The sequence below is a fragment of the Nocardia acididurans genome, from assembly GCF_016741815.1.
GTDB classification, from domain to species: domain Bacteria; phylum Actinomycetota; class Actinomycetes; order Mycobacteriales; family Mycobacteriaceae; genus Nocardia; species Nocardia acididurans.
This window is the reverse complement of sequence record NZ_JAERRJ010000003.1, coordinates 377,661-403,779: the sequence shown is the minus strand read 5'-3', so window position 1 is coordinate 403,779 and position 26,119 is coordinate 377,661. Positions and strand designations below refer to the sequence as shown.

General features: G+C 69.3%; 25 protein-coding genes. 11 read left to right on the top strand and 14 right to left on the bottom strand.

Translation table 11 applies throughout. From position 1 onward, the window contains the following. Positions 1-36: 36 nt before the first annotated feature. Positions 37-1,338 (top strand): glycosyltransferase 87 family protein, encoded by a 1,302-nt coding sequence (locus tag JK358_RS09865; protein WP_201945874.1) that lies wholly within the window; start codon positions 37-39, stop codon positions 1,336-1,338. Here JK358_RS09865 and JK358_RS09860 read toward each other — a convergent pair. From JK358_RS09860 to JK358_RS09830, 7 genes are all read right to left on the bottom strand, one after another. Continuing rightward, positions 1,325-2,545, bottom strand: coding sequence for a cytochrome P450 family protein (locus JK358_RS09860; RefSeq protein WP_201945867.1), 1,221 nt, complete (start codon positions 2,543-2,545; stop codon positions 1,325-1,327). The two genes, JK358_RS09865 and JK358_RS09860, sit on opposite strands and share 14 nt — an antisense overlap. A 16-nt stretch (positions 2,546-2,561) precedes the next feature. Further along, positions 2,562-3,788, bottom strand: a complete 1,227-nt coding sequence (locus JK358_RS09855; protein WP_201945865.1) for a cytochrome P450 family protein — start codon at positions 3,786-3,788, stop codon at positions 2,562-2,564. Continuing rightward, complete coding sequence (locus JK358_RS09850) at positions 3,785-4,402, bottom strand: GTP-binding protein (protein ID WP_201945863.1); 618 nt, start codon at positions 4,400-4,402, stop codon at positions 3,785-3,787. The genes JK358_RS09855 and JK358_RS09850 overlap by 4 nt, the downstream gene beginning before the upstream one ends. Continuing rightward, the gene (locus JK358_RS09845; RefSeq protein ID WP_201945861.1) at positions 4,377-4,721 is read right to left on the bottom strand and encodes a DUF742 domain-containing protein; all 345 of its coding nucleotides are present in this window, start codon (positions 4,719-4,721) and stop codon (positions 4,377-4,379) included. Before JK358_RS09845 ends, JK358_RS09850 begins: the two co-directional genes overlap by 26 nt. Further along, positions 4,718-5,098 carry a roadblock/LC7 domain-containing protein gene (locus tag JK358_RS09840; protein WP_232851102.1) on the bottom strand — a complete coding sequence of 127 codons (381 nt, stop codon included), beginning with the start codon at positions 5,096-5,098 and terminating at the stop codon, positions 4,718-4,720. The genes JK358_RS09845 and JK358_RS09840 overlap by 4 nt, the downstream gene beginning before the upstream one ends. A 65-nt stretch (positions 5,099-5,163) precedes the next feature. Continuing rightward, positions 5,164-6,492, bottom strand: coding sequence for a sensor histidine kinase (locus JK358_RS09835; protein ID WP_232851029.1), 1,329 nt, complete (start codon positions 6,490-6,492; stop codon positions 5,164-5,166). Between the two features lie 315 nt (positions 6,493-6,807). Beyond that, the gene (locus JK358_RS09830; protein ID WP_201945855.1) at positions 6,808-7,338 is read right to left on the bottom strand and encodes a DUF8020 domain-containing protein; all 531 of its coding nucleotides are present in this window, start codon (positions 7,336-7,338) and stop codon (positions 6,808-6,810) included. Positions 7,339-7,533: 195 nt separating this feature from the next. On the opposite strand from JK358_RS09830, the gene JK358_RS09825 reads away from it, so the two are divergent. Beyond that, a complete protein-coding gene (locus JK358_RS09825) occupies positions 7,534-7,941 on the top strand; it encodes an MTB12 C-terminal domain-containing protein (RefSeq protein ID WP_201945852.1) in 408 nt (135 codons plus the stop codon). Between the two features lie 30 nt (positions 7,942-7,971). On the opposite strand, the gene JK358_RS09820 is transcribed toward JK358_RS09825, so the two are convergent. Then, positions 7,972-11,436, bottom strand: a complete 3,465-nt coding sequence (locus JK358_RS09820; protein WP_201945850.1) for a serine/threonine-protein kinase — start codon at positions 11,434-11,436, stop codon at positions 7,972-7,974. A gap of 144 nt (positions 11,437-11,580) precedes the next feature. After that, positions 11,581-12,171, bottom strand: a complete 591-nt coding sequence (locus JK358_RS09815) for a GlcG/HbpS family heme-binding protein (protein WP_201945842.1) — start codon at positions 12,169-12,171, stop codon at positions 11,581-11,583. Positions 12,172-12,339: 168 nt separating this feature from the next. Between JK358_RS09815 and JK358_RS09810 the strand changes: the two genes are divergently transcribed. The 3 genes from JK358_RS09810 to JK358_RS09800 are packed head-to-tail and all read left to right on the top strand — an operon-like array spanning position 12,340 to position 14,657. Next, entirely contained in the window at positions 12,340-13,503 is a 1,164-nt protein-coding gene (locus JK358_RS09810; protein ID WP_201945840.1) for a sensor histidine kinase, read from the top strand. Next, a complete protein-coding gene (locus JK358_RS09805) occupies positions 13,500-14,132 on the top strand; it encodes a response regulator (RefSeq protein WP_201945838.1) in 633 nt (210 codons plus the stop codon). The genes JK358_RS09810 and JK358_RS09805 overlap by 4 nt, the downstream gene beginning before the upstream one ends. Positions 14,133-14,159: 27 nt before the next feature. Beyond that, entirely contained in the window at positions 14,160-14,657 is a 498-nt protein-coding gene (locus JK358_RS09800) for a gluconokinase (protein WP_201946276.1), read from the top strand. Positions 14,658-14,699: 42 nt separating this feature from the next. On the opposite strand, the gene JK358_RS09795 is transcribed toward JK358_RS09800, so the two are convergent. After that, entirely contained in the window at positions 14,700-15,356 is a 657-nt protein-coding gene (locus tag JK358_RS09795) for a TetR/AcrR family transcriptional regulator (protein ID WP_201945837.1), read from the bottom strand. A 175-nt stretch (positions 15,357-15,531) separates the two neighbouring features. Between JK358_RS09795 and JK358_RS09790 the strand changes: the two genes are divergently transcribed. Continuing rightward, complete coding sequence (locus JK358_RS09790; RefSeq protein WP_232851027.1) at positions 15,532-16,947, top strand: ABC1 kinase family protein; 1,416 nt, start codon at positions 15,532-15,534, stop codon at positions 16,945-16,947. A gap of 43 nt (positions 16,948-16,990) precedes the next feature. Then, positions 16,991-17,305: a hypothetical protein gene (locus JK358_RS09785; protein WP_201945836.1), complete on the top strand. Its 315-nt coding sequence runs from the start codon at positions 16,991-16,993 to the stop codon at positions 17,303-17,305. A 21-nt stretch (positions 17,306-17,326) separates the two neighbouring features. Here JK358_RS09785 and JK358_RS09780 read toward each other — a convergent pair whose 3' ends face one another. Beyond that, positions 17,327-17,806, bottom strand: coding sequence for an SRPBCC family protein (locus JK358_RS09780; protein ID WP_201945835.1), 480 nt, complete (start codon positions 17,804-17,806; stop codon positions 17,327-17,329). Between the two features lie 144 nt (positions 17,807-17,950). Here JK358_RS09780 and hutH point away from each other — a divergent pair, with 144 nt between their 5' ends. Together hutH and JK358_RS09770 are read left to right on the top strand one after the other, a co-directional pair. Then, positions 17,951-19,480: a histidine ammonia-lyase gene (gene hutH / locus JK358_RS09775; protein ID WP_201945834.1), complete on the top strand. Its 1,530-nt coding sequence runs from the start codon at positions 17,951-17,953 to the stop codon at positions 19,478-19,480. Between the two features lie 59 nt (positions 19,481-19,539). Further along, entirely contained in the window at positions 19,540-19,908 is a 369-nt protein-coding gene (locus tag JK358_RS09770; protein ID WP_201945826.1) for a hypothetical protein, read from the top strand. Here the strand turns inward: JK358_RS09770 and JK358_RS09765 are convergent. Together JK358_RS09765 and JK358_RS09760 are read right to left on the bottom strand one after the other, a co-directional pair. Then, the gene (locus JK358_RS09765; protein WP_201945824.1) at positions 19,868-20,542 is read right to left on the bottom strand and encodes an SGNH/GDSL hydrolase family protein; all 675 of its coding nucleotides are present in this window, start codon (positions 20,540-20,542) and stop codon (positions 19,868-19,870) included. The two genes, JK358_RS09770 and JK358_RS09765, sit on opposite strands and share 41 nt — an antisense overlap. 8 nt (positions 20,543-20,550) lie before the next feature. Then, positions 20,551-21,963, bottom strand: a complete 1,413-nt coding sequence (locus tag JK358_RS09760; protein WP_201945822.1) for an MFS transporter — start codon at positions 21,961-21,963, stop codon at positions 20,551-20,553. 170 nt (positions 21,964-22,133) lie between these two features. On the opposite strand from JK358_RS09760, the gene JK358_RS09755 reads away from it, so the two are divergent. Together JK358_RS09755 and JK358_RS09750 are read left to right on the top strand one after the other, a co-directional pair. Further along, positions 22,134-23,459 carry a DoxX family protein gene (locus tag JK358_RS09755; RefSeq protein WP_201945821.1) on the top strand — a complete coding sequence of 442 codons (1,326 nt, stop codon included), beginning with the start codon at positions 22,134-22,136 and terminating at the stop codon, positions 23,457-23,459. 264 nt (positions 23,460-23,723) lie between these two features. Next, on the top strand, positions 23,724-25,025 hold the full coding sequence (locus JK358_RS09750; protein WP_232851026.1) for an ABC1 kinase family protein: 1,302 nt from the start codon (positions 23,724-23,726) through the stop codon (positions 25,023-25,025). Here JK358_RS09750 and JK358_RS09745 read toward each other — a convergent pair. Then, complete coding sequence (locus JK358_RS09745) at positions 25,022-26,035, bottom strand: alpha/beta hydrolase (protein WP_307817420.1); 1,014 nt, start codon at positions 26,033-26,035, stop codon at positions 25,022-25,024. The genes JK358_RS09750 and JK358_RS09745 overlap by 4 nt on opposite strands. Positions 26,036-26,119: the final 84 nt, after the last annotated feature.

The following is a 26,119-nucleotide window of genomic DNA, read 5'->3' as shown; positions in this document are numbered from 1 at the left end:
GGTGCCGGGGCGGCGACCACGGTAAAGTCGTCGCGGATGAGTTGTTCCACCCCTGTTGCTGAGCCGAAGTCGCTGGACCGCCGTTTCGGGCGGGTGATGTGGCTGGTGCCGGCGTTGTGTACGGGCTTCGCCTATCTCTGTCTGACGTTGCCGATCTGGCCGTTCCAGGAGATCTCGCGCGGGTTCATCGATCTACAGGTGTATCGCCTGGGGATCGAGACGCTGCGTGATGGCGGGGATCTGTACGGACAGTTGCCGAAGACCACCATCGGGATCGGGCTGCCGTTCATCTATCCGCCGTTCGCGGCGCTGGTGCTCGGGCCGTTCGCGCTGCTGCCGTGGGATGCGGCGGCGCTGTCGTTCTTCGTGACCTCGGTGCTGGCGCTGGGGGCCACGCTGTATCTGGTGGCGCGGCGGGTGTGGCCGGGGGAGGACCGCACACTGCTCGCGCTGTGGGTGACGGCCACCGCGACGCCGCTGGCGCTGCTGCTGGAACCGGCTCGGGCGACGCTGGACTTCGGGCAGGTGAATCTGCTGCTGATGGTGCTGGTGGCGGCGGACTGCCTGACCGAGAAGCCGAAGTGGAAGCGCGGCATGCTGATCGGCGTCGCCGCCGCCATCAAGCTGACGCCCGCCGCGTTCGTGCTCTACTTCCTGGTCCGCAAGGATTACAAGGCCGCGGTCACCGCGGCCGTCACCGGTGCGGCGGCGACAGTGCTCGCCTTCGTGGTGATGCCGAAGTCGTCGATGGAGTACTGGTTCGGCGGACTCGGCAATGTGTCGGGGCTCAGCGGGTCGGCCTTCCACACCAATCAGTCGATTCAGGCGGTGCTGGCTCGATTCCAGATCGAGAAGCCGCTGTTCACCATTATCTGGCTGGCGCTGAGCGCGGCGCTGCTGGTGCTCGTGGTCGCGGCCATGCGGCAGGCGGCCGAGATGCCCGCACTGGCGCTGTCCATGAACGCCGTCTTCACCCTGCTGGTGTCGCCGATCTCCTGGTCGCACCACTGGGTGTGGATCGCGCCCGCGCTGCTGGCCATGCTCGGCTACGCCACGCGGCTGCCGTGGCGGCGGGCGGCGGGCTGGTACGCGGTCACCGCGTTCACCGCGGCCGTCTTCGTCTACGGTCCGCAGAACTGGCTGCCCGGTGACGACGACCGCGAATGGTCGTGGACCCCGTGGCAGCACCTCGAGGGCGACACCTACGTGTGGCTGAGCGTGCTGCTGGTCGCGCTGTTCCTGTTCACCGCGCGGCGCAATGCCCGCCGGGGGGACGCCGTGGTCGTCCGGGCTGAGGAGCGGACCACGGCGCTGGAAGGTAGTACTACTCCGCGGTGAGCCGCACCGGGAGATCCCGGTGCCCGTTGGAGATGAAACCGATGACCGGCGCGATATCGGCCGGGCCGGCGGCCAGACGCAGATCGGGGAACCGCGCGAACAGCGCGGGCAGGGCGATGCTCGCCTCGAGCCGGGCCAGCGGCGCGCCGATGCAGTGGTGCACGCCGTGGCCGAAGGCCACATGGTCCTTGTTCGTGCGGGTGACGTCGAAGACCTCGGCTGTCTCACCGTGCACCTTCGGATCGCGGCCCGCGGCGGCGTAGGAGGCGAGAATGGCCTCGCCCTTGGCGATCCGGATGTCGTCGATCTCGATGTCCTCCACCGCGTAGCGCAGCGGCAGATGCGCCACCGGCGATTCCACCCGCAGCGTCTCCTCGATGACCGCCTCCCAGCTCACCTCGCCCGCTCGCACGGCGGCCAGCTGCTCGGGATGGGTGAGCAGCAGGAAAATCGCCTGATCCAGCAGGTTGACCGTGGTCTCGTGCCCGGCGTTGATGACCAGCATCAGCGTGTCGATCATCTCCTTCTCGGTGAGCCGCTCGCCGTCCTCGTCCCGGGTGTTGATCAGGACGCTGGTCATGTCGTCACCCGGGTTGTCGCGGCGGAAGGCCACGAGTTCTCCGATGAGCTCGCCCATTTCGATGTAGTTGGCCAGCGCGGCCTCCGGGCTGATCTCGGTGTCGAAGAACCGCGCCACACAGACGCGCAGCCCCGGCTCCATCGCCTCCGGCACGCCCAGCAGCTCGGTGATCACCTGAATCGGCACCGGATACGCGAAACCCTCACGCAGATCCGCGATCTCGCCCGGCGCGGTGGTCGCGAGCTTGTCCAGCAGCTCGGTGACCAGCTCCTCGATGCGCGGCTGCAACGCCATGGTCCGGCGGTGCGTGAAGGCCGGGGACACCAGCTTGCGCAGCCGCCGGTGATCAGCGCCGTAGGCGGTGAACATGTTCTGCGCCGCCACCCACGGGAACAGCGGCCACTCCGCGGTCACCGCACCGTTGATGAACGCCGACCAGTGCTGCGCCGCGTCCTTGGACACCCGCGGATCGGCCAGCAGCCGCTTGAGCAGCTCGGCATCGGTCACCGACCAGGCGGGCACGCCCATCAGCTCGACCAGGGTCACCGGTCCTCGCGCACGGATCCGGGCGTTCTCTCCTTGAATGTCGACACCGGTCAGATCCAGTGCCAGGGGTTCGATGGTCATGCTGGTAACTCCTCACTCACAGAACATTCAAGGGCGGGCCCGCCGGGAAGACGACCGGCAGCGCCGCCAGCGCCCGGTGGAAAGGTCCTGGCCGCCAAGACAATTCATCCACAGGAACGGCGAGCCGCAACTCGGGCAGCGCATCCAGCAATTGATCGATCGCCTCCTGCGCCACCAGCGAGGCCACCGATTTGGCCGGGCAGGCGTGCGGTCCGAGACTCCAGGCCAGATGGGAGCGGTTGCCGATGCGCTCGCCGCCGCCGATGGCCGGATCGTTGTTGCAGCCGGCCAGGCTGATCACCACCGGCTGATGCGCGGGCAGCCAGGTGTCGCCGATCAGCATGGGCTGGCGCGGATAGGAGATGGCGAAGTTGGCCATCGGCGGATCGTTGAACAGCACCTCGTCCAAAGCGTCACGCGTGGACAGGCTTCCGCCGAGCACGTCACCGGCGAAGCGATCGTCGGTGAGGATCAGCCGCAGCGTGTTGATGATCAGGTTCTGCTGTGGTTCCAGCCCCGCGCCGTAGATGCTGATGATGTTGTAGAGCATCTCGGTGTCGTCGAGCGCGGCGTCGTGCTGCAGCAGCCGGGTCACCATGTCGTCGCCCGGGGTGCTGCGCTTGAGCGCGATCAATTCCAGCAGCGCCTCGCTGAGCATCTGCATGCCCAGCGCCGCGTTCTCGTCCACCGAGTCGAACAGCGCGGCCATGCCCGCGGCCACGCGCGCGCCGATATCCGGTGGGCAGCCCAGCATGTCGTTGAGCCCGGCGAAGACGAGCGGCATGGCGTACTGGCTGATCAGCTCCGCCTTACCGTTCTCGCAGAAGGCGTTGATGAGCGGAATGGCCTCGCGCTCCACGGTGGCGTGCAGCCCGTGCAGGTCCACGCCGTCCACGGCGGCCACATTGGCCTGCCGGTAGCGCCAGTGCGTGGATCCCGCATTGCGCAGCACGTTCGGATACCACTGCAGCATCGGCTTCACCGGCGAATCGTCCGGGATGGTGTCCTGCCAGATGCGCGGGTCGGCCGGAAAGTGCTCGGGATCGTTGAGGATTCGCACCGCGTCGTGGTAGCCGATCACCAGGGTGGCGGGCACGCCCGGCGCCAGCTCGACCGGCACCATGGAGCCGTGCGCGCGGCGCATCTCGCGGTAGTTGCCGTGCGGGTCGTTCGCGAATTCCGCGGTGTAGAGCGGGATCCGGGCTTCGACGGCAAGGGGGAACGAGCCGGTGGACGTGGTCAAAGGCGTGACTCCTGACGGGAATGAAACAGGAATTCGACGAGCATGATGAGCGACTGCACGCACGTGCGCCGATCACGCGCGTCCAGGGCGGTCAGCGGGGTGTCCGCGGCGAGGTCGAGCGCATCGCGCACCTCCGACAGCGGATAGCGGTGCGCGCCCTCGAATTCGTTGACCGCCACCGCGTACGGCACCCCGCGTTCCTCGAGCACCGCCAGCACCTCGTCGGACTGTTCGATGCGGCGGGTGTCGACCAGCACCAGCGCGCCCAGCGCGCCCAGTGCCAGCTCCTCCCAGAGCGGGACGAAGCGCTGCTGGCCGGGGGTGCCGAAAAGGTACAGGGCCAGTTGCGGATTCAGCGTGATGCGGCCGAAATCCATGGCGACCGTGGTGGTCGTCTTGTCCCGCAGCCCGGCCATATCGTCCACGCCGACGCTGGCGTGGGTGATGGTCTCCTCGGTGCGCAGCGGCTTGATCTCCGACACGCTGCCGACGAAGGTGGTCTTGCCGACCCCGAAATTGCCCGCCACCAACAGCTTTACCGATTTGGTGATGGTCGGCGGCAGGTACTCGACCTCCGCCGGCGGCGAGTCAGACCGCGAGGGCTCGGAGCCCATTCAGTACCTCTTCCAGCAGGCTGACGTCCGGCAGCGTGTGCTCGGGCGTCCGGGTTATCAGGTGACCGCTGTCCAGCAGGTCGGCGACGAGGATCTTCACCACCGACGGCGGTAGGTCGAGGTGAGCCGCGATCTCGGCCAGCGACAGGGCATTCCGGCACAGCGCGAAGATGCGCCGGGCATCGGGGGAACCGCCCTGCATGGCCGTGTCGGCGGCGACGATCACGGTGACCAGGTCCAGATGCCGGGTGGCACGCGTGCGCCCACCCGTGCGCACATACGCGCGGACCAGGTCGGGATCCCGCCGCGGCCCGGTCATTGCCGGGCGTCGCGGCGCGGCACGGCGCCGAGCTCGTGCCCGACCCGGGCGGCGAGTTCGTTGAGCCGATGCGCGACCAGTGCGACGTCGACCTCGGTGGTGGTCGAAACACCCAGTACCGCACCGGTTCCGGCGGCGGTGATGAAGATCATGCCGCCCTCGTACTCGGTGACGTTCTGGCGGACGTTGTCGCCGGGTCCGCCACAGAACTCGCCCAGCGCCTTGCCCAGTGAGCGCAGACCCGAGGCGGCAGCGGCGAATCGCTCGGCGTTGTCGCGGGTGATGTTGCCGGAGTGCGCCATCCGCAGTCCGTCCTCGGACAGCAGCACCGTGAACCGCACGCCGGGGATGTCGAGATCGGCGAGCAGCCAGGCCAGCTGGTTGGGGCCCTCGGACGGGTTGGATAGGACCGCGTTCTGCTGGCCGGTGGCGGACGGAGAGTTCACGAGTTCATCCCTTCGGTGTGTTCGGTACCGGCCGCGGCGATGCGGCCGCTGACCGAACCGCTGTGCCAGGCCACCGCGATATCGGGTCGCGCGAGCTGGAGGGTGGGTTGCGGTGCGGGTGAAGGACTTCCGTCGCCGGAAGCGACCGCGGGAATGCCGTGCGGGGGCGTCGAGGGTGCGGGCGCGGGGGCCGGGTGCAGGGCGGGGGTGTGCGCGCCCGGCTGGGTGACGGTGCGCCGCCGGCGCTTGGCCAGGCCGCTGGCGGTGAGGGCGGCGGCGACGGTGTTCTCACTCACGGCACGCTCCTGCACCGGCACGGCGCCCGGCACCGGTGCCATCACGGGTTGTTCCACGACGTCATGCGGCGCCACCAGCAGGGATTCCGGAATGAACACCATGGCCCGGACACCGCCGTAGGCGTTGGGGCCGTCGACGTAGACATTGAATCCGTAGCGGCGCACCAGGGCCGCGATACTGGGGAAACCGATCTTCGGGGCGGGGCCGAGTTCGAGGATGTCGACCGACCGCTCCCCGGCGAGCACCTGGCGGGCCTCCTCGAGCTGCTCGGCGTTCATGCGCACGCCGGCGTCGTCGATGAGGACGGTCACGCCGTGGTGGCCCTCCTGAAAGCTGATGTCCACGAACGAGGTCGGCGGCGAGTAGCGCAGCGCGTTGTCCACCAGGGTGGCGACGGTGTGCACCAGCGGCTCCACCACGCGGCTGGTCACCACGCGGTCGGCCTGGCCCGAACGCACCCGCAGGTAGTCGCGCACGCGGCCGACCGCGCCGCCCACCACATCGGTCACCGACTGCTGTGGCCAGCGGCGGCCGGGCAGCCCGCCGCTCACGATCACATACGACTGGGCCTGGCGGATCATCTGCTGCACACTGTGATCGATGCGGATGAGGGTCTCGTAGACCGCGTCGTCGCGGTGCTCGCGCAGCGCGGAGCTGACCACCTTGCCGACGTCCGCGCCCAGGCTGACCACGGAGGTTCCGAAGGAGCGCACCGCCGCCGCGGTCACATCCCGGGACGCGCCCTGCACTTCGTCGCGGGCGGCGCGGACCTGCTCCTCGGCCTCCTGTTCGGCCTTGCTGATCGCCTGCCGCGCTTGGGCTTCGATCTCGTGACGGCCCTGCTCGGCGGCCTCGGCCCAGAGCAGCCGCAAATCTTCGGTGTGGTTCTCGATGGTCCGCCACAGCAGCGGCACCAGTGTCGAATCTCGCAGTACGGGAGCGATATCCATCCCGCTGACCGGGACGCCCGGCCGGCGCAGCGACTCCGTGATGGACGGAAGCGCCTGGTGGGCAAACTGTTCGAGCAAATGCTCCGAGGCCCGTAGTCGGGCGGTCAGGTCACCGGCGCGTCTACTCTCCGCGCGTAACCGCACCGCCAGGTACCCCGCCACCCCCACAGCGAGTATCAGTACAGGTAGGAGTATCCAGAGAAACATCACGGCCATATGCGATTTCGTCAATCCTGTCGGCTACGTCAAGGTCGGGCACACGCGCGCAAACACGCCCGACAGTAGCCCACAACATACCGATTGCGTTACCCCAGCAACACTTTCACGCAAGATTCCGCAGGACCGGATTTCCGGTCCCGCAGAATCCGCTGCGGCCGTGCGGGATTGGATCGCTCACGAAACCGCGCCGATGAAACCTCCGATCGCCGCCCCGATCGCGCACCCGACGATGGCGCCGACCAGGAAGAACCAGATGCCGATCACGATCCCGACCAGGCAGCCGATGGCCGCGCCCGCCAGGATCGCGTCACCGCCGCCGGTGACATGGACGAAGGGCAGGCCCTGGGCGCTGGTGGCGGCCGGAGCCGGGCCGCCCACCGGGGTCAGCACGAGTTCGGTGTCACTGGCCAGGGTCGGCGTGACCTGGAAGGCCGCGCCGGTCTCGGTGCGCAGCGTCAACGGGATGGCCCCGATGACCGCGCCGTCCGCCGCGACCACCTGGACCACGTCCGGGGTGAGTACGAATCTGCCGGAGGCCAGAGCGACCACGGCATTCGAATGGTCTGCGGCGAGAGTGGTGCTGTAGCCGACCGAGCCGTCCACGCCGCTCACGGTGAGTCCCGCCTCGCCGTGCGCCGTCGCCATGGTGATTCCGGTGGCCGCGATGGCGAATACGGCTGTCGCCACCAATTTCCTGATGAACATGATCTTTTCCATCCGTTCGGGTTTCCTTTGACGTTCCCCCGACGAACGGCACCGGATGTCCCTCAATCATGCGCTTGCGAACCGTTTGCTGTCCATGGGTTCTCGATCGTCGAAGGACCTGTCCCGGGGGTCCGGGTCCGCGGATCGAAACCGTTCAGTATGCTTAGGCTTACCTATTCGTTGGGAGACTGCCTCATGGTTCGTAAGTTCGTCGCCGCCTCGATGTCGGCCGCCGCTCTGCTGCTTCCGGTTTCGGCCGCCGCGGTCATCGCCGCCCCCGCCGCCGTCGCCGCGCCCGCCGCGCCGTCGGCCGGTGAATTGCAGGGCACGATGCAGGCCGCCCTCAATGGTTCGGGCGCGGCCCTCGAGTCGGGCGACGCGAGCCGCATCGGCGCCGTCAAGACCCGCATCGCCGCCATCCCCGGCTACAGCTGGAGCATCACCGGCGGCGTGAGCGTCGACGGGGATGTCGCCAACGCCACCCTGGACAGCCGCCTCGGCGACTACAGCTACCCGATCCCGGTGACCTTCAAGTACGTCGACGGCTCCTGGAAGGTGTCGCGCGAGACCGAGGATCTGCTGGTCAGCTACGCCTCCATGTAATCGGCGAAGCCCGGGGGAAGCCGCCCCGCCTCAGATCGTCTGAGCGGCATCGGCTTCCACCAGGCTGCGCAGGAAGGCCGTCGGCACCTCGGGCCAGTCCCGCTGCCAGCGGCCGGCCAGCCGGTCCGCGTACAGCGCCGCCAGCGTGGCCACCACATGCGGCCCGCCGTCGAGGATGTAGCGGACCGAATCGTGTTCCGCGCACTGGGCGGTCACCGTCGCCAGCAGGGCCTTGGCCTCGTCCGCGCGGCCGGTCGCGGCCAGGCAGCCCACCAGCAGCCGCCGCGCCTTGAGCAGTTCCCGTGGCCGGTGCACGGATTCGAGGTACTCCACCCACTCCCGCGCCCAACGGCACGCCAGTTCGCGTTGCTCCGTATCGGATTCGGCGAGCAGCAGCCGGATCGCGGTGAATTCCTCGTAGAGCACCGTGAATTCGTCGATCGGGTCCACCGGCCTGCGACGCCGGTCATAGGAGACGGTCGGCAGCGGCCCGAATTCCGGATGCGGCGGCAGGCCCAGCCGCAGCCGCTCGTTCTCCACCTCGGCGCGCAGGCGGGGCAGCGACATCGAATGCGCCACGCGCGCACCCTCGTTCAACCGCCGGATGGCCGCGGCGCGATCACCGAGCAGCGCCTTCACGCGGGCGCCCACCACATAGCGGGCCAGTTTGAAATCCACCACGCCCGCCTCGGGGCCCAGTTTGTAGCCCTCGTCGAGCAGCCGTTCCGCCTCGGCGACCTCGCCGCGCTCGTAGAGCAGCTCACCCAGCAGCGACCCGGCCAGCCGGGCACCGTAGGAGTGACTGCCGCCGGACTGCTTGGCCACCTTCAGCGCGTGCCGGAAGTACTTCTCCGCCTGGGCGATATCGAGTTGCAGGCTGGCGCCGATGCCGAGGAAGCACAGGCCGTGCACATTGTTGTAGAAGCCCTTGTTGCGGCGCATGTACGGGGCCGTCCACTCCTGGATGCGCACCGCCTCGTCGAAGTCGTAGCGGTACCCCGCCGCCAGACTGGCCACATTCGCGCCGATGGCCACCACATACGGTGAAAGCTCCTCCGCGCGAGCGAAACACGGTGCGAGCATGCCCTCCACGCCGACCAGTACATCGGCGCGCACGGTCACCACGGCGTGCACCACGCCCGCCTCGGCGCGCAGCAGGGCGGTCGTCTCGGCGTCCAGGCTGCCCGCGTCCAGCGTCGATTCCGCCAGGCGCAGTGCGCGTTCCGCCGGTCCGGCGCGGTGCAGCAGGATATTGGCCCAGGCCAGATCCAATTGCAGGCGCGGATGGGTTTCGATCACCGTGGGCGGGAGTTTGTTCACCAGGCCGATGAGGCTGGCCATCTGCCCGTACTCCAGCAGCGACATGCCGTCGCGCTCCACGATTTCCACCGCGCGCACCTCGTCACCGGCCATGACCGCGTGATCGACCGCCTCACTGACCTGCCGGTGCTCGGCGAACCAGGCCGAGGCCGCGCGATGCAGCCGCTCGAGTCGTTCGGGCGGAGCGAGTTCCAGGCGCTGGCGCAGGAAATCCTGGAACAGGTGGTGGTATTCGAACCACTGCCCGCCGTCGATTCGGCGCAGGAACAGATCCTGCTGCTCGATGTGCTCGAGCAGGGCCTTGCCGTCCGCCACCCCGGTGAGCGCGGAAGCCAGGTCCCCGCAGGTGCGTTCGGTGATGGAGGTGGCGACCATGAAGTCGAGCACCTCGGGTTCCAGGGTTTCCAGCACGTTCTCGGCCAGGAATTCGCCGATGGCGTGGTGGCGGCCGGTGAGGGTGCTGATCAGGAATCCGGGATCGGGGGTGTCGCGCAGGTTCAGCGCCGCCAGTTGCAGCGCCGCCACCCAGCCGCCGGTGGATTCGACCAGATCCTCCACATCGGCGCGGTCCAGGTCGAGACCGCCCAGGCCGACCAGCAGCGCATATGCTTCGTCGGCGTCGAAACGCAATGCGGCGGTGTCGATTTCGAGCAGTTCGTGGCGGGCGCGCATGGTGCTCATGGGCAGGCCGGTCTGTCTGCGCGAGGTCACCAGGATGCGCAGCACCGGACTGCAGCCCTCGACCAGGAAGCGCAGCGCGGCGATCGTCGCGGGATCGGAGACCCGATGCCAGTCGTCGATCACCACGGTCAATTGCTCACCGCGCCGGTCGATATCGTTGATCAGCGAGGTCAGCACGAAGCGGCCCGCCTCGTCGGCGTGTTCCTCGAGCAGATCGCCGAGTTCGCGGGCCAGTGTGGGGCGCACCGCGTGAATGGCCTCCACCAGGTGCGCCAGGAACCACACCACATTGTCGTCGTCGCTGTCGACGGTCAGCCAGGCCACCGAACCGCCCTCGGCGCAGACCGCCGCACACCACTGCGCGGCCAGGGTGGTCTTGCCGAAACCGGTGGGGCCGTGCACGACCGCGAACTTCCGGTCGCTGCCGCGGCGCAGCGCGTCGAGCAGGCGGGGCCGGTCCACCAGGGCCTGCGGCAGCGCGGGCGGGCGCAGGCGGGTCGCGGGCACGGGCGGGGTGAGGCCGGTGGTGCGGCGGCGGCGATCGGAGCCCGTCGGTGTCGCGGGGGAGCGGGGCTCGACGGTCTCGGCGGGCGGCAGCGGGATCGGCATCTCATCCGGTGGAAGACCGTGCCGGAGTTGGATATCGCGCAGCGCCGTACCGAATTCGGCTGCGCTGGCCGGTCGTTCGTCGCGGTTGCGCGACATGGAGGATTCGATCAGATCCGTCAGATCCGCGGGCAGGCCGGAGGCGCTCAGATCCGGGATGGGGTGCTTGGTGATGCGCACGAACTGCGCGATCAGCTGCTCACCGCTGCGGCGTTCGAACACCGCGTGCCCGGTGCCCGCGCAGAACAGGGTGGACGCCAGGCTGTACACGTCGGCGGTGACATCCGGGGTCTGGCCCTGCAGCACCTCCGGCGCGGTGTAGGCGGGCGAGCCGGTGATGGCCCCGGCCGTGGTCTCGAAACCGCCTGCCAGCCGGGCGATTCCGAAATCGGCCAGCTGCGGCTCGCCGTACTCGGTGAGCAGGATGTTGCCCGGCTTCACATCCCGGTGCAGCAGGCCGCGCCGGTGCGCGGTCTCCAGCGCGCCGGCGATCCGCACCCCGATGTGCAGCACCTCCTGCCAGCCCACCGGGCCGTGCTGCTGGATGCGCGCGTCCAGCGAGCCGTGCGCGTGGAACGGCATCACGATGTAGGGCCGTCCGGTCGCGGTGGAGCCCACCTCGAAGACGTTCATGATGTTCGGGTGCCCGGAGAGTTTGCCCATGGCCAGTTGCTCGCGGACGAACCGCTCCAGGCTCTCGGATTCCAGATCGGCGGTGAGCACCTTGATGGCCACGGTGCGGTCCAGGGCCGCCTGTGTGCAGCGGTACACCACACCGAATCCGCCGCGCCCGACCTCGGTCGGACCGGTGAATCCGGCCGCTTCGAGTTCCGCCGCGAACCCAGCGGTCGGGTCACGGCGCGTGGAGAACGGATCGGTATGCACCACAGCGACCCCGATAAGCAAACGAGCCAGTCAAACCGAGCATAAGCCGGTTGCGCGGATTACGCGGGCCGTCCCAGTCGAACGGCCTGTGAACCGCATTCCGAACAACATTCACCGGGGCCGATGTATGCCCGACGGCGGGATCGCTCAGCCGAGGGCGGCCACGCCCGCGCGGGCGAACTCCTCGTCCTGATCGCCGCTGGGTGCGCCGGCGACGCCGATGCCCGCGATCGGAGCGCCGCCCTTCGCCTGGACCGGCGCGCCGCCGCCGAGGAACAGGGTGCCCGGGATGTCGGCGAGCTGGGGCGCGGACTTCAGGCGTTCGGTGAGCTGGGAGGTGGGGGCGTTCCAGGAGACCGCGGTGAACGCCTTCTCCTGGGCGGACTCGTAGGACTGCGGACCCGCGCCGTCGCCGCGCAGCACCACGATCGTATTGCCGTTGCGATCGACCACGGCCACGGTGACGCGCTGGTTCGCCTTGACCGCCGCGTCCAGGGCGGACTGTGCGGCGCGGGTCGCGGCGGCGAGGGTGAGGTGGGTGCTCTGCTGCAGGTCGGCGTCGCTGACATCGGCCGCGATCGGGGCCTGTGCGGCCGGGTCGGGGCGCTGCGCGTTCACCGAGGCGATGCCGACGGCTCCGGCTGCCACCACCGCGACGGCCGCACCGGCGATGACCAGGCGGGTGCGGGCGGGCTTCCCGATCGCGGTGACCTGCTGCTGCTGTGTCTCGTTGCTCATGACTCCAGCCTGCGGCCGTGCCGGGGATTTGCCATCGACGAATCGGGTGTGCTCGGCGAGCGCATCGGGGGAGGTCCGTATCAACCGATCGGATGACCCGTACCCTGGGCCGCGCACGGCAGAATGAAACCGTATGCCCATGTCAGCGCTGTCCAGGAGGTGAGCGGAGTGCGGAAAACCGGTGCGGGAGGCGATGATTCCCGCCTGCTCGCCACCATCGTGCACTGCGCCTTCTCCGTGTTGCTGGCGGCCTCGCTGCTGCGCTACCTGTTGCGGCACTCCGGTGCGCCGCAGCTGCCCTGGGTGCTGGCCCTGGTCTCGGTGGTCATGGTGCTCTACGTGGTCAGCGAACTGCGGGAGTCCCGGCGGGTGCTGTGGTTCGTGCTGCTGGTGGCCGCCTGGACCGCGCTGGTGCTGCTGGCCCCCAGTTTCGCCTGGTGCGCGGTGCCGCTGCTCTACACCGGACTGCGCATCCTGCCGTTGCGGATCGCACTGGGCCTGGTGGCGGCGCTCACCGGACTCGTGGTGGTGACCCAGGTCCGGCTGGCGGGCTGGGCCGATCCGAACCTGCTGCTGGCCCCGATCGCGGTGGCGGCCTTGAGCACCGCGCTGTTTGTGGGCATGCAGCGGCAGGCCGCGCGGCAGGCGGCGCTCATCGACACCCTGCGAACCACCCGGGCCGAGCTGGCCGAGACCGAAAGGCGCGCAGGCGTACTCGCCGAACGCGAACGGCTCGCGCGCGAGATCCACGACACCCTGGCACAGGGGCTCTCCAGTCAGCGCATGCTGTTGCAGGCCGCGGATCGGGTGTGGGACAGCGATTCCGGGCAGGCACGGGCGCATGTCCGCACCGCCGCCGAGGTGGCCGAACACAATCTGGCCGAGGCGCGCCGGTTCGTGCACGATCTCACCCCGTCCGATCTCGCCGCGGGCGGATCGCTGGAGGCCGCGCTGACCGCGCTGGCGCGTCGCGAGAACGACGAAAACCTCAGTGTGCGTTTCCACCTCGACGGCATACCGGCGCCGCTGCCGGAACCCGTCGCGGCGGCCCTGCTGCGGATCGCGCAGGGCGCGCTGGCGAATGCGCGCGAGCACGCGCACGCCGCCCGGGTGACCCTGTCGCTGACCCATCTCGGCGATCACGTCGTCCTCGATATCGCCGACGACGGAACGGGTTTCGACCCCGACGCCCCCGTGTCGGCCCCGCGCCGCGGCCACGGTCTGCCCGCCATGCGCGCCCGCATGCGCCAGCTCGGCGGCGGGCTCACCATCGAATCGGTCCCCGGCGACGGTACCGTGATCACCGCCTCGGTCCCCCTGGAGCTGTCATGAATCCTGTTGTGCGCCTGGTGCTCTGCGACGATCACGCGGTGGTGCGGGCGGGTCTGCGCGCCCTGCTCGCCAGCGCCGGCGGCATCGAGGTGGTCGGCGAGGCGGGCAGCGGACCCGAGGCCATCGCCCTGGCCGCCCGTCTCGCTCCCGACGTGGTGCTCATGGATCTGCAACTGGGCGGTGAGATGGACGGCATCGAGGCCATCCGGCGGATCACCGCCCAGCCCGCTCCGGTGCCGCGCGTGCTGGTGCTCACCACCTACGACACCGACGCCGACATCACCCGCGCCATCGCCGCCGGGGCCACCGGCTATCTGCTCAAAGCCGAACGGCCCGAAGAGCTTTTCAGCGCCATCCACGCCGCCGCGCAGGGCCGCACCGCGCTCTCGGCCCCCGTCGCCGATCGGATGATGACCCGGCTGCGCAATCCACGGCCCGCCCTCACCGCCCGCGAGCTGGACATTCTCACCCAGCTCGCACTCGGCCTGGGCAATCGCGAAATCGCGCGCGCCCTGCACGTCAGCGAGGCCACCGTCAAAACCCACCTGGGTCGCATCTACGAGAAGCTCGGCGTCGACACCCGTGCCGCCGCCGTCGCCCATGCCAAAGAACAACGACTGCTGGAGTGATTCGTGGGACCGTGCGCCGTCATCGTGATGGGAGTATCCGGCTCGGGGAAGTCGACCGTGGCCGGGCTGCTGGCCGCCGGCCTGGGCTGGCCGCTGGTGGAGGGCGATGAGCTGCATCCGCCGGCGAATATCGCGAAAATGTCTGCCGGACAGCCGCTTACGGACGCGGACCGGTGGCCGTGGCTGGATGCCGTGGCAGGTTTGATCACCGAGCGCATCGATGCCGGCGAATCGGTCGTCGTCACCTGCTCGGCGCTCCAGCGCTCCTATCGAGATGTCCTGCGCCGCAGCGTGATCGGGCATTCAGAGGCTACTCTGACCTTTGTCTACCTGGCCGGAACGCGAGACGAGCTGCACCGCCGGCTGGCTGCCCGGACCGGCCACTTCATGCCGCCGGAACTGCTCGACTCCCAGCTCGCCGCCCTCGAAGATCCGACCCCCGAACCCGACGTGCGCACCATCGATATCGGCCCACCCCCGGCCGAGGTCGCCGCCGCCGCGCTCGCGGCACTCCGGAATCGGTAGCCGCAGCGGACCGGCAGTGCCACCACGGCAGGCCGCGCGGGCCTACGGGGCACGCAGCCCGTTGAGCACCAGGTCCAGTACGACGTCGATGTGGTGGGCGCGGCCCTGCGGCCCGAGCGGCTCGGTCAGCATGTCGACCAGGCTCGGCGACAGCATCATGTAGAGCGACCGGCCGATGAGCCGGGTGTCCAGGCCCTGGCGCAGATAGCCTTGGGCCACACCGTGATCCAGCATGGAGGCGATGGCCGCGCCGAGTGCTTCGTGGACGCCGAGCAGGCGGGAGGTGAGTTCCTCGTCGACGGCGGTGGCCTCGAACAGCAGCATGCGGACCATGCCGGGCTCCTCGTCGAGCGTGCGCATCATGGCCTCGCCCACCGTGTGCAGGTGTGCGATGAAGCCGTCGAAGCTCTCGTCCGGGCCCGCGCCCCAGGCTTCCTGTATGGCCGTGAACATCTTCTCGATGCCGAATTCGATGACGTGGTCGAGGATTTCGCGTTTGCTGTCGAAGTACCGGTAGAAGGTGCCGGTGGCGACGCCGAGCCGGTCGGTGATGTCGTTGACACCGGCCGCGGTGTAACCCTTTTCGATGAACACGGCGTAGGCGGTCGCGACCAGTTCGCGGCGGCGTTGCGCGGTGCGGTCCGCGCTCGGCGGCCTGCCGCGCCTGGGCTGCGCGGGTCCGGTCGGGGTGGGGGTCATGGCGCTTTCTCGGGCTGAGGGACGGTCTGCGGGGGCCATGGTACCCCGTCCTGCGGAATTGAATGAGATCTCATTCACCTAATTCCCAAAGCTGTCTCAGACGTGCTAACTTTCCAGGCGAATGAGGTCTCATTCACTTAATTCTCTCGGTGGAAACCGCAGTTCAGCAGGGGAGATGACGATGGCACGAGACGCCATGGACAAGAAGGTGCCCACCTCGCGCGCGGTCCGGACCGCCGCGCTGGGGCGCGTGGCGGCAGGGGCGGTGCTGCGTCAGGCGGGGGTGAAGGTCGCCACGGTCGGCCGCAGCGAGGAGAAGAAGAAGGCGGTCATGGACCGCAAGCAGGCCGAGGCGATGAAGGCGCTCGTCAACGGCCTGGGCACTATGCGCGGCGCGGCGCTCAAGATCGGGCAGGCGCTGTCCATCGTCGACGGCGGCATCTTCCCCGACGAAGTGCGCGAGGATTTCCAGAAAGCCCTTGCCAAGCTTCGGGATTCGGCCCCCACCGTGGGATTCGACAAGATGCGCAAGCTGATCGAGAGCGAGCTGGGGGGCAAGCTCGGCGATCACTTCGCGGTCTTCGACGACACACCGATCGCGTCGGCCTCCATCGGGCAGGTGTACCGGGCGCGGCTGCACGACGGGCGCGAGGTGTGTGTGAAGGTGCAGTACCCGGGCATCGACAAGGCCGTGCGCGCCGACATCAAGAATATGGCGCTCTTCAGCCACGCCCTGAAATTGATTGCGCCGGCGCTGGATACGGCCGCATTGGCCGCCGAGATCCGTGACCGCGTGGAGGAGGAACTCGACTACGAGCTGGAAGCCCAGAACCAGCGCGCCGCCGCCCGCCTGTTCCGCGGGCACCCCTTCATCGTGGTGCCCGATGTGGTGACCGCGCTGTCCGGGCAGCGGGTGCTGGTCACCGAATTCTTCGACGGCCGGGGGTTCGAGGCCGTGAAGCTCATGGACGAGCAGACCCGGAATCGGGTGGCGGAGATCATCTTCCGGTTCTTCGGCGCGGGCATGATGCGCTACGGCCAGTTCTCCGGCGACCCGCATCCGGGCAACTTCCTCGTCGGCGACGACGGCCGCGTGGCCTTCCTGGACTTCGGCCTGTACAAGTACATCGACGACAGCTCGATCGAAGACCTGCTGGTCATTCAGCGCGCCATGGCCGAAAACGACGCCGCGGCAGTCCATTCCGGATTGGCATCCGCCGGATTCCTGCCCGACCCCGACGCGGTCGACGCCGACGAGGCGCTGCCCATCGTCGAATCCGTCTTCGGCTGGATGACCACCGACGCGGTCGTCCGGATCACCCCCGAGATGGTGAACGACGCCCTCGCCAACACCATCGTCCCCACCGGGGACAGCTTCGGTCTGCTTCGCAAGCAATCGGTTCCGCAGGAGCAGTTGGTCACCCTGCGCACCCTGGTGATGGTGATGGCGGTGCTGGGGCAGCTGAGCGCCTCGGGCAACTGGCACGCCATCGCCCGGGAGTGGCAGTACGACCAGGCCCCCGGCACCGAACTGGGCCGTATCGAAGCCGAATCCGACTGGGCCGCCGCCCATACCCTCGCCCGCGCCTGAAACCCCTCCGCGCCTGAAACCCTCAGCCCCCCAAGGACTCCCGATGCTGACCAGCTTCCTGAACGATATCCTCGAGAACCCCATCGCCAAGGGCGCCATCGACCGGGCCAATGACGCCCGCGACACCGCACTGGCCACTCAGCAGGCCATTCTGAGCCTGCTCAACCTTCCCACGGCCACCGATGTGGAGACCATCACCCATCGGCTGAAGTCGATCTCGCAGCGGCTGGAGCAACTGGAGGACGCGGTGGACAACCTCAACCGCACAGCCACCACCATCGCCTCCATCTCCAAGAAGCTGACCGCGCTCGACCTGCACCTGGAGGCCCTGCTGGCGGAGCGGGCCTCCAGCGTCTGAGGCCGATACGGCCGGCGCGGGTCAGCTGCCCTGGAACGGATCCGAACCCGGGCGGGGGACGTCACCGCGCCAGCCGCCGGACTCGTAGCCCTGACTCTCGATGAACTCCTTGAACCGCTTCAGATCGCCCTTGACCCGGCGATCGAGCAGGCCGAGTTTGTCGCCGACGTTCTCGACGAAACCCTCCGGGTCGATATCCATCTGGGTGATCACCCGGGTGGTGGAGTCGTCGATGCGGTGGAAGGTGACCACGCCCGCGTGCTCCGGGCCGCTGTCGGAACGCCACGCGACGCGCTCGTCGGGATGCTGCTCGGTGATGGTGGCGTCGAATTCCCGTTCCACCGGCCCGAAATGGACCTTCCAGTGCGTGTGCGTGTCGTCCAGCTGGTCGACGCGCTCCACGCCCTCCATGAAGTGCGGGAACGACTCGAACTGCGTCCACTGGTTGTAGGCCGTGCCGATCGGCACGTTGACCTCTGTCGACGCGGTGACGGTACCCATGACAACCTCGCTTTCCGTATCCGGTGTGCCGCGATTTCCGGCACCATCGCTCGCCTACCCGAGGGGGTTCGGCGTAAACGAGCGGGGGTGCAGGTCCGGGCGTTTCACGCGGTCGGTGCGGCGATATTGGCTACTGTCGGGCACATGACTGGCGGTATGCAGCGGGTGGTGGTGGGAGCCGGAGCGCTGACGCGCGCGGAGATCGTGGCGGTGGCCCGCGGCGGGGCCGGGGTCGGGGTCGCGCAGGATGATCTGGCCCGATTGGCCAAGGTGCGCTTGACCATCGACGAACTGGCCCGGGGCCGGCAACCGGTGTACGGCGTGTCCACCGGGTTCGGGGCGCTGGCGCTGCGCCATATCCCCCCGGAGCGGCGGACCGATCTGCAGCGCTCGCTGATTCGCTCGCACGCGGCCGGGGCGGGGCAGGCGGTCGAAGCCGAAGTGGTGCGGGCCATGATGGTGCTGCGGTTGCGGACCCTCATGTCGGGGCACACCGGCGTCCGGCCGGACACCGCGCAGGCCCTCGCGGGATTGCTCGACAGCGGGCTGATTCCCGTTGTGCCGGAATACGGTTCGCTCGGCTGCTCCGGCGACCTCGCGCCGCTCGCCGCGGTGGCGCTGGCGCTCATGGGGGAGGGGGAGGTGCTCGCCGGGGACGGCGTGCGGCCCATGCGCGAGGCGATGGCAGAGGCGGGACTCACCCCGCTGACGCTCGCCGAGAAGGAGGGGCTGGCGCTCACCAACGGCACCGACGGCATGCTCGGCATGCTGGTGCTGGCCATCGACGATCTGCACCGGCTGCTCGATATCGCGGACCTGACGGCCGCCATGAGCGTGGAGGCGCTGCTCGGGACCGATCGGGTGTTCGCCGCTGATCTGCAGCAGCTGCGACCCCATCCGGGACAGGGGATTTCGGCCGCGCGCATGCGGACCGCGCTGGCCGGGTCGGCGATCGTGGCCAGCCATCGCGGCGCGGACTGCCCGCGCGTGCAGGACGCCTACTCGCTGCGGTGCGCGCCGCAGGTGCACGGTGCGGCGCGGGACACGCTGGCCCACGCCGAAACCGTGGCCGAGCGTGAATTGTGTTCCGCCATCGACAATCCCGTGGTGCTGGCGGACGGCCGGGTGGAATCCAACGGCAACTTCCACGGCGCGCCCGTGGCCTACGTGCTGGACTTCCTGGCCATCGCCGTCGCCGATGTGGCGAGCATCGCGGAGCGGCGCACCGACCGCATGCTGGATGTGCATCGCTCGCACGGGCTTCCGGCCTTCCTCGCCGACGATCCGGGCGTGGACTCGGGCTACATGATCGCCCAGTACACCCAGGCCGGGATCGTGTCGGAGTTGAAGCGGCTGGCCGTACCGGCGTCGGTGGATTCGATTCCGTCCAGTGCCATGCAGGAGGATCACGTCTCCATGGGCTGGTCGGCGGCACGCAAGCTGCGGCGGGCGGTGGACGGGCTCACCACCGTGCTGGCCATCGAATTGCTCACCGCGGCAAGGGCGCTGGATCTGCGCGCGCCGCTGGAACCCGGTCCGGTCACCGCGGCGGCCCGGGATCTGCTGCGCGAACGGGTTCCGGCTCCCGGGCCGGACCGGCACCTCGCACCCGATATCGCGGCGGCCGTGGAACTGGTCCGCTCGGGCGCGCTGCGGGTTCCCGCGCAGGCGTAGGGCGGCCTGCCCCCGGGATTCGCATTGCCCCACCGGGAACTCCGTGCCAGCCTGGATTCATGAGGTTCCACACCGAGCTCGACGGGCAGGTGCCGCTGCGTGTCACCGTCGAGTTCACCGATCCCGTGGACCGTGCGCTCGGTATCCGGTGGTCGCCCGCCACGGAGTCGGCCGCCCGCCGCAGGTTCGAGTACGCGCGGGTGTTCCTGGTCGCGCTGAGCGAGCAGCCGCACCGCACGTACCTCGATATCGTCGACGGCCACCCCTGGACATCGCTGCGACTACCCGCGGCGCTGGCCGCGGGCGAGTACGCCATCGAGATCGACGCCTACGGCAGCGCCAGCTGGGGTGACGGCCGCCTGGACGCGCACGGCCGCAGCCCGTCGTTCACCCTCGGGCCCGTGCCAGACGGTGCGCCATCGCCTTGAACATCTCGGTGGCGATCACCGCCTGCCCCGAGGTGGAGAAGTGGATTCGATCCGCACTGAGCAGGTTCGGGCGATCGTTGAACGGGTGATCCCAGGTGTCGGCGATGAGGGCGTCGTACTCCGTGGCGAGCCGGGCATTGATCTCGTTGACCCGTCGCACCCGCTCGGTGAAATCGGGGAAGGCCGGGATCACGAAGGCCCGCCCGAGTTGAATGGTGCTGAGCTGCGCGCCCGTTCGCGCCGCGAACTCGTACAGGCGGCGCAGGTTCGCCTCGATCTCGCCGAAATCCGGTGTGCGGCGCATGATGTCGTTCGCGCCGCTGTTCAGGTGCAGCAGCTCCGGCGCGAAGGCGCGGATCCGCTCGGCCTGGTCGTCGAGGACTTCGGTGGTGGTGGCACCGTACTTCGCGATATTGAGGTAGACGAGGTCGGGCCGTACGCGCCGCAGGACGCCCGCCACGCGTTCGGGCCAGCCCTCCGGTCCGTAGCCGGGGCTCGGGTCACTGGTGCCCAGGGCCAGACTGTCGCCGATGACGCCGAACCGCGTCCACGGTGCGTCGTGGATCAGCGCCGCGGCGTCGAGCGCGCCGAGGACGAAGGGATCGGTTTCCTCGATCGGTGTGTGCACTGTCATCGCCTCGCTTACTCGCTGTTTCGTTTCTCGGTGATGCCGAAGGAAGTGAGCGCGGCGACGGCGGCCACCGCCGCGATCACCCACCACGCCCGGGTGAAGACGGTCTCGGCCCGCTCGGCGGGTACCGCGGTGGATCCGAGCACCGCGACCAGCAGCGACACTCCGAGCACATAGCCGAGCTGGCGGCTGGTGTTCACCACGGCGCTGCCGGTCGCGACCCAGGCGGCGGGCAGGCCGACGGTCGCGGTGGCCAGCAGGGTGGGCAGGGCGAATCCGACGCCGATGCCCACGACGATCCACCCCGGAAGCACCTGCGTCGCATAGTCGACCTCGGTGTCGGCGCTCAGCGCGAGCATGGCCGCGCCGACGCCGACCAGCAGATTGCCGAACGCCACCACCATTCCGGATGACCAGCGCCGCAACAGTTGCTGGCTCACCGCCGCGAAGATCGGCACCATGAGCGGCCCCGGCGCGATGGCCCATCCGGTGCGCAGCGCGCTGAATCCGGCGCGGCCCTCCAGCCACAGCACGACGCTGGGCAGTACCGCCCCGAACGCGGTGCAGAACAGCAGGGCGGTGCAATTCGCGCTGGAGAAGGTGCGCACCCGCAGCAGCGCCGGGGCCACGATGGGGACCGGATGCCGGAACACGCGGATCACGATGGCGGCCGTTCCGAGCGCCGCCACCGCGACGGCGGTGGGCAGCCCGGGGCCGGACCATCCCCACTCCGGCCCCTGTACCAGCGCGAGCGCCGTCGCGCCCAGCGCGACCGCCAGCACCAGCGCGCCCAGCACATCCGGAATCGCGGTCACCGATTCGTCGCGGGAATCGGGTACGAAGCGGATCGCGGCGAGCAGCGCCGCCACGCCGATGGGCACGTTGACCAGGAACACCCACTGCCAGGAGAGCTGCACCAGCGCGCCGCCGAGCACCGGGCCGAGCGCGGCCGCGACGGAAGTGGAAGTGGCCCAGACCTTCACGGCGTAGGCGCGCTCGGCCGCGGGCATGGCGGTGAGCAGCAGCCCGAGGCTCGCCGGGGTGAGCGCGGCCGCGCCCGCCGCCTGCAGCACCCGGGCGGCGATCAGCACGCCCAGCGTGGGGCTGGCCGCGCACACGGCGCTGGCGAGGGTGAAAACCGCCAGCCCGCCGAGGAATCCGGCTTTGCGACCGTAGCGGTCGGCCAGCCGGCCGGCCGGGATGAGCAGGGCCGCGTAGACGATGGTGTAGGCGTTCAGGATCCAGCTGAGGTCGGCGAGCGAGGATCCGGTGTACGCCGCGCCGATGGCGGTGAACGCGATATTGACGACGAAGACGTCGAGCATCGCCGTGAAGGCGGCGGAACAGAGGATGAGCAGGACGAGGTTCGAGCGGTCCGCGGTGGTGGCAGCGGCGGTCTCGGCACGCTGACTGTATTGAACCATAGTCAGAAGATACCCAGCTGACTATGGATTGCTCAAGCTAGATTTTCGGGGCAGCGGGGGCAGCGTGGTGGCCGCGCGAATTTCCCGATGTCGCGGCGGGGGGACCGTTTGACGGCCGGTGTGCCGGGAATGGCCGAAGCACCAACGTTTCCGGCATCGGAGGATTTCCCATGATCAGGCTCGTCCGGCGTATCGCCCGGCCATTGCTGGCGACGGCATTCATCGTGGACGGTATCGATACGCTCACCCACCCGGAGCCGCGGGTGAAGGCGGCTGACGCACTCATGCAGCGCGGCCGGACCGCGCTGCCCGCCCAGGCGGCGAACAGGATCCCCAGCGACCCCGGCACCGTGGTGCGCGCCAACGCCGCCACCCAGGTGCTCGGCGGCGTCCTGCTGGCCTCGGGCCGCACCCCTCGCCTCGCCACCCTGCTGCTGACGGTCACCGTCTTGCCCGCCACCGTCACCGAACAGAACTTCTGGGCCGAATCCGACCCGGAACGCCGGGCCCACAAGCGCACCGCCTTCCTCAAGGACATCAGCCTCCTCGGCGGCCTCCTCATCGCCACCACCGATTCCGCCGACCCGCCTCCGCTCACCAAGCGCGCCCGCCGCGCCGCCGAGAGCGCCGCCGCGGCCCTCCCCTCGGCCGCCGCCGTCTCCGAGGCCGGCGCCCACCTCGCCGAACTCGTCCGCGACCGCGGCAGCCAGGTGGCCGACGTGGTGCGCGACCGCGGCAGCGAACTCGCCGCGACCGCCCGCGACAAGGGCGAGCACCTCGCCGAGGTCGCCCAGGACCGCGGCAGCGACCTGGCCGCCGTAGCCCGCGAAAAAGGCGGTCACCTGGCCGAGGTAGCCCAGGACCGCGGCGGTGAACTGGCCTCGGCGGCGCGTGCGAAGAGCGAGCGCTTCGCCGAGGCGGCCCAGGATCGCCGGGCCGCGTTGGCCGATGCCGCCCGCGAGCGCGGCGACCGTCTGGCCGAGGCCGCCCAGGATCGCCGCGCCGAGTTGGCCTCCGCCGCCCAGGATCGTCGCGGCGCCTACGCCGCCACCGCGCGGGGCCGTCGGGCCCGCTTCGCCAGGGCGGCCCGCAAACGCCGCGACGAACTGGCCGAAGCCGCGCGGGAACGCGGCGATCGCCTGGCCGAATCCGCGCAGCATCGTGGCTATGAGCTGGCTACCAACGCGCGCGAGAAGCGCGATGAGCTCGCGGAGTCCGCGCAGCATCGCGGCAGTGAGTGGGCCGAGGCCGCCCGCGATCGACGCGACCGGCTGGCCGCCGCCGCCCAGGATCGCGGCGGCGATCTGGCCGCGAACGCGCGCGACAAGCGCGACCATCTTGCCGAGGCGGCGCAGGATCGGGGCAGTGAATTCGCCTCTGCCGCAAAGGAGAAGGGTGAGCATCTGATCGAGGTCGCGCAGGAGCGGCTGGGGCGCGCGACCGAACGTGCCGGGCAGGCGACCGAGCGCGCCGGGCGGCGGCTGCGCGACAGCTGAGCGTCGGCTCCGGGAAACGGTTCGCTGTGGCGGCGTAGCGTCGCCGCAGCGAATTCGTCGTGTCGTGGGGTGGTTGCGGCGCAGGCGTTTTCGGAAATGGCCGGGTGCTATTGATTCGGTGCGGGGCTCTGGTCTACGGTCGAGAAAATTGTCTCAGACAATATCGATCGGCGGCCGGTGGGGTCGCGGGGAGCTGCGAGGTGGGCGATGGCCGGGGCTAGGCGCAAGGGGATCGCACGGACAGTGAAGCTTGTCCGATTGCCGATGTCGATCATGCTGAGTCGGGCCACCGCGCTCAGCACCCGGGTGATCACCGGGTTGGAGCGGGGGGAGATCGACGAGAAACTGATGCAGGAGGCCGCCGATCAGGTCTTCCAGGTGCTGGGGGAGCTCAAGGGCGCGGCCATGAAGATCGGCCAGGCCCTGAGCGTGATGGAGGTGGCGGTGCCGCCGCAGTTCATCGGCCAGTACAAGGACGCGCTGGTCAAATTGCAGGCCGAGGCCCCGCCGATGCCGGTGAAGGACACCTATCGAATGCTGGCCATGCAGTTGGGCACCCGCTGGCGCGCCCGGTTCGAGAGCTTCGACGACGACCCGATCGCGGCCGCGAGCATCGGTCAGGTGCACCGGGCGGTATGGGGCGACGGGCGGGCCGTCGCGGTGAAGGTGCAGTATCCCGAGGCCGAGGAGTCGCTGCGCGCGGATCTGAAGATGCTCCAGATGTTCTCCGCCGCATTCAATCTGGTGCTCCCGGGCACCGATGTGAAGGCCCTGGTCGACGAGTTCATCGCCCGCACCGACGACGAACTCGACTACCGTATCGAAGCCGACTACCAGCGCAAATTCGCCCGCGCCCTGGGCCCGGACGATCCGAAGTTCTTCGCGCCCAAGGTGGTCGCCAGTGCGCCCAAGATCATGGTCAGCGAGTGGATGGAGGGCACCCCGCTGTCCCGGATCATCGCCTCCGGCACCCAGGAGCAGCGTGACGCCGCCGGTACCCTGCTGGCCGAATTCCTGCTCTCCTCCCCGCAGCGCGTCGGCTACCTGCACTGCGACCCGCACCCCGGCAACTTCCAGCTGCTGCCCGACGGCCGGCTCGGCGTCATCGACTTCGGCGCCTGCCTGCCCATGCCCCATGGCATCCCGCCCTACCTCGGCGAGGTGTTCCGCCTGGCCCTGGCCCAGGACTTCGAGGGCGCGGTGGATGTCATGCGCCGCAACGGTTTCGTCAAGGACGGCGCCGACTACGACGTCGAGCACCTGCGCGGCGTGATCCAGCCGCATATGGAGAAGTTCAACGACCCCGACTTCCGGGTGAGCCGTAAAGCCGTGCAGGAGACCGTGTTGGCCCTGCTCGACGTCCGCAACTTCTCCTTCCAGAACGCCATGGCGGCCACCGCCCCCGAGGACGCGGTGGAACTGCCCATGCTGGCCCGGGTGGCGGGCGGCATCATCGGCATCTGTGCCCAACTCGACTCGGACACACCGATTCTGGAGATCATGGAACGCTGGCTGCCGGGCTTCGCCGCCCCCGAGCACACCGACGGCGAGCCGGTGCCGGTCTAGATCGTGCCCAGCCAGTCGATGACCGCGGCCTGATAGTCCCTGGTGTTCCGGGCCAGGTTCAGCGAATGTCCGCTGCCGGGAAGCACATAGGTGCGCAACCGCGCCGCCAGGGTGAAGTGGGGGGCCTCGGCGGCCTGCAGCGCGGCGCTGTCCGCGCAGATGGAAAACGCACTGCCGCAGGACAATCGGTCCATCCCGCCGTTCACCACCAGGACCGGCACGGTGATGTCGCTGGACATGCCCGGCAGGGTGGAGGTGAGACCGTCCGGATATTCGGTGAGCGAGAAGGTCTCCTTGGTGGCCTCGTCCATCGCCAGCACCTGCGGATCCACATTTCCGGGCCCGTGGAAATCGGCCTCTCGCGTACCCGGCCGGGTGACCAGGTAGCCGGAGTCGAACCCGCGCCCGCGGAACAGCGGATCCTCGACCGCCTGGTGGTAGGTGCTGATCACGCCCAGCACATCGGGCACGCTCAGCGTGTGCGAGTAGCCGGTGAGCAGCACGGCGTCCACATCGTGATAGGTGGTGGCCTCGATGACCGTGGTGCCCGAGGTGAGTGAATGCCCGCCCGTCACCACCTTCGCGAACGGCTGCGCGCCGAAGTATCCGGCGCGCAGTGCCTGCACCATCTCGTGCAGCGCGGTCGCGGTGGCCGTGGCGGTGAGCGTCAGGCTCGGCGGCCGGGTGCTGCCCCCGTTGCCGAGCCGGTCGGCGACCAGGGTCGCGTAACCGGCGGCGTTCATGGCGCGGCGGAAGTTGTAGGTTTCCGGCGCGTAGGGGAAATCCCAGTAGGTGTGGTTGTAATTGGAGCCCGCCATGAGCACCAGCACCGTGTCGGTGGGCCGGTCGGGCAGGCAGAGGGTGGTGGCCAGGCTGCCCTGCGCCACCGGGAAGTCGATATCGCGGCAGGCGCCCGGCGAGTCGCTCGGCGCGGCCTGGGAAACCCCGGGTACCAGGCACAGCAATAGTGCGGCTGCCGCGACGGCGAATGCGCGGACTGTGGTTCGCACGCTCCGTGCTCCCTCGAACGATGGGCGAATTCAGTGGGTGTCCGGCCTACTCTGGCGAGACACGATACCGCACAATGCAATTCG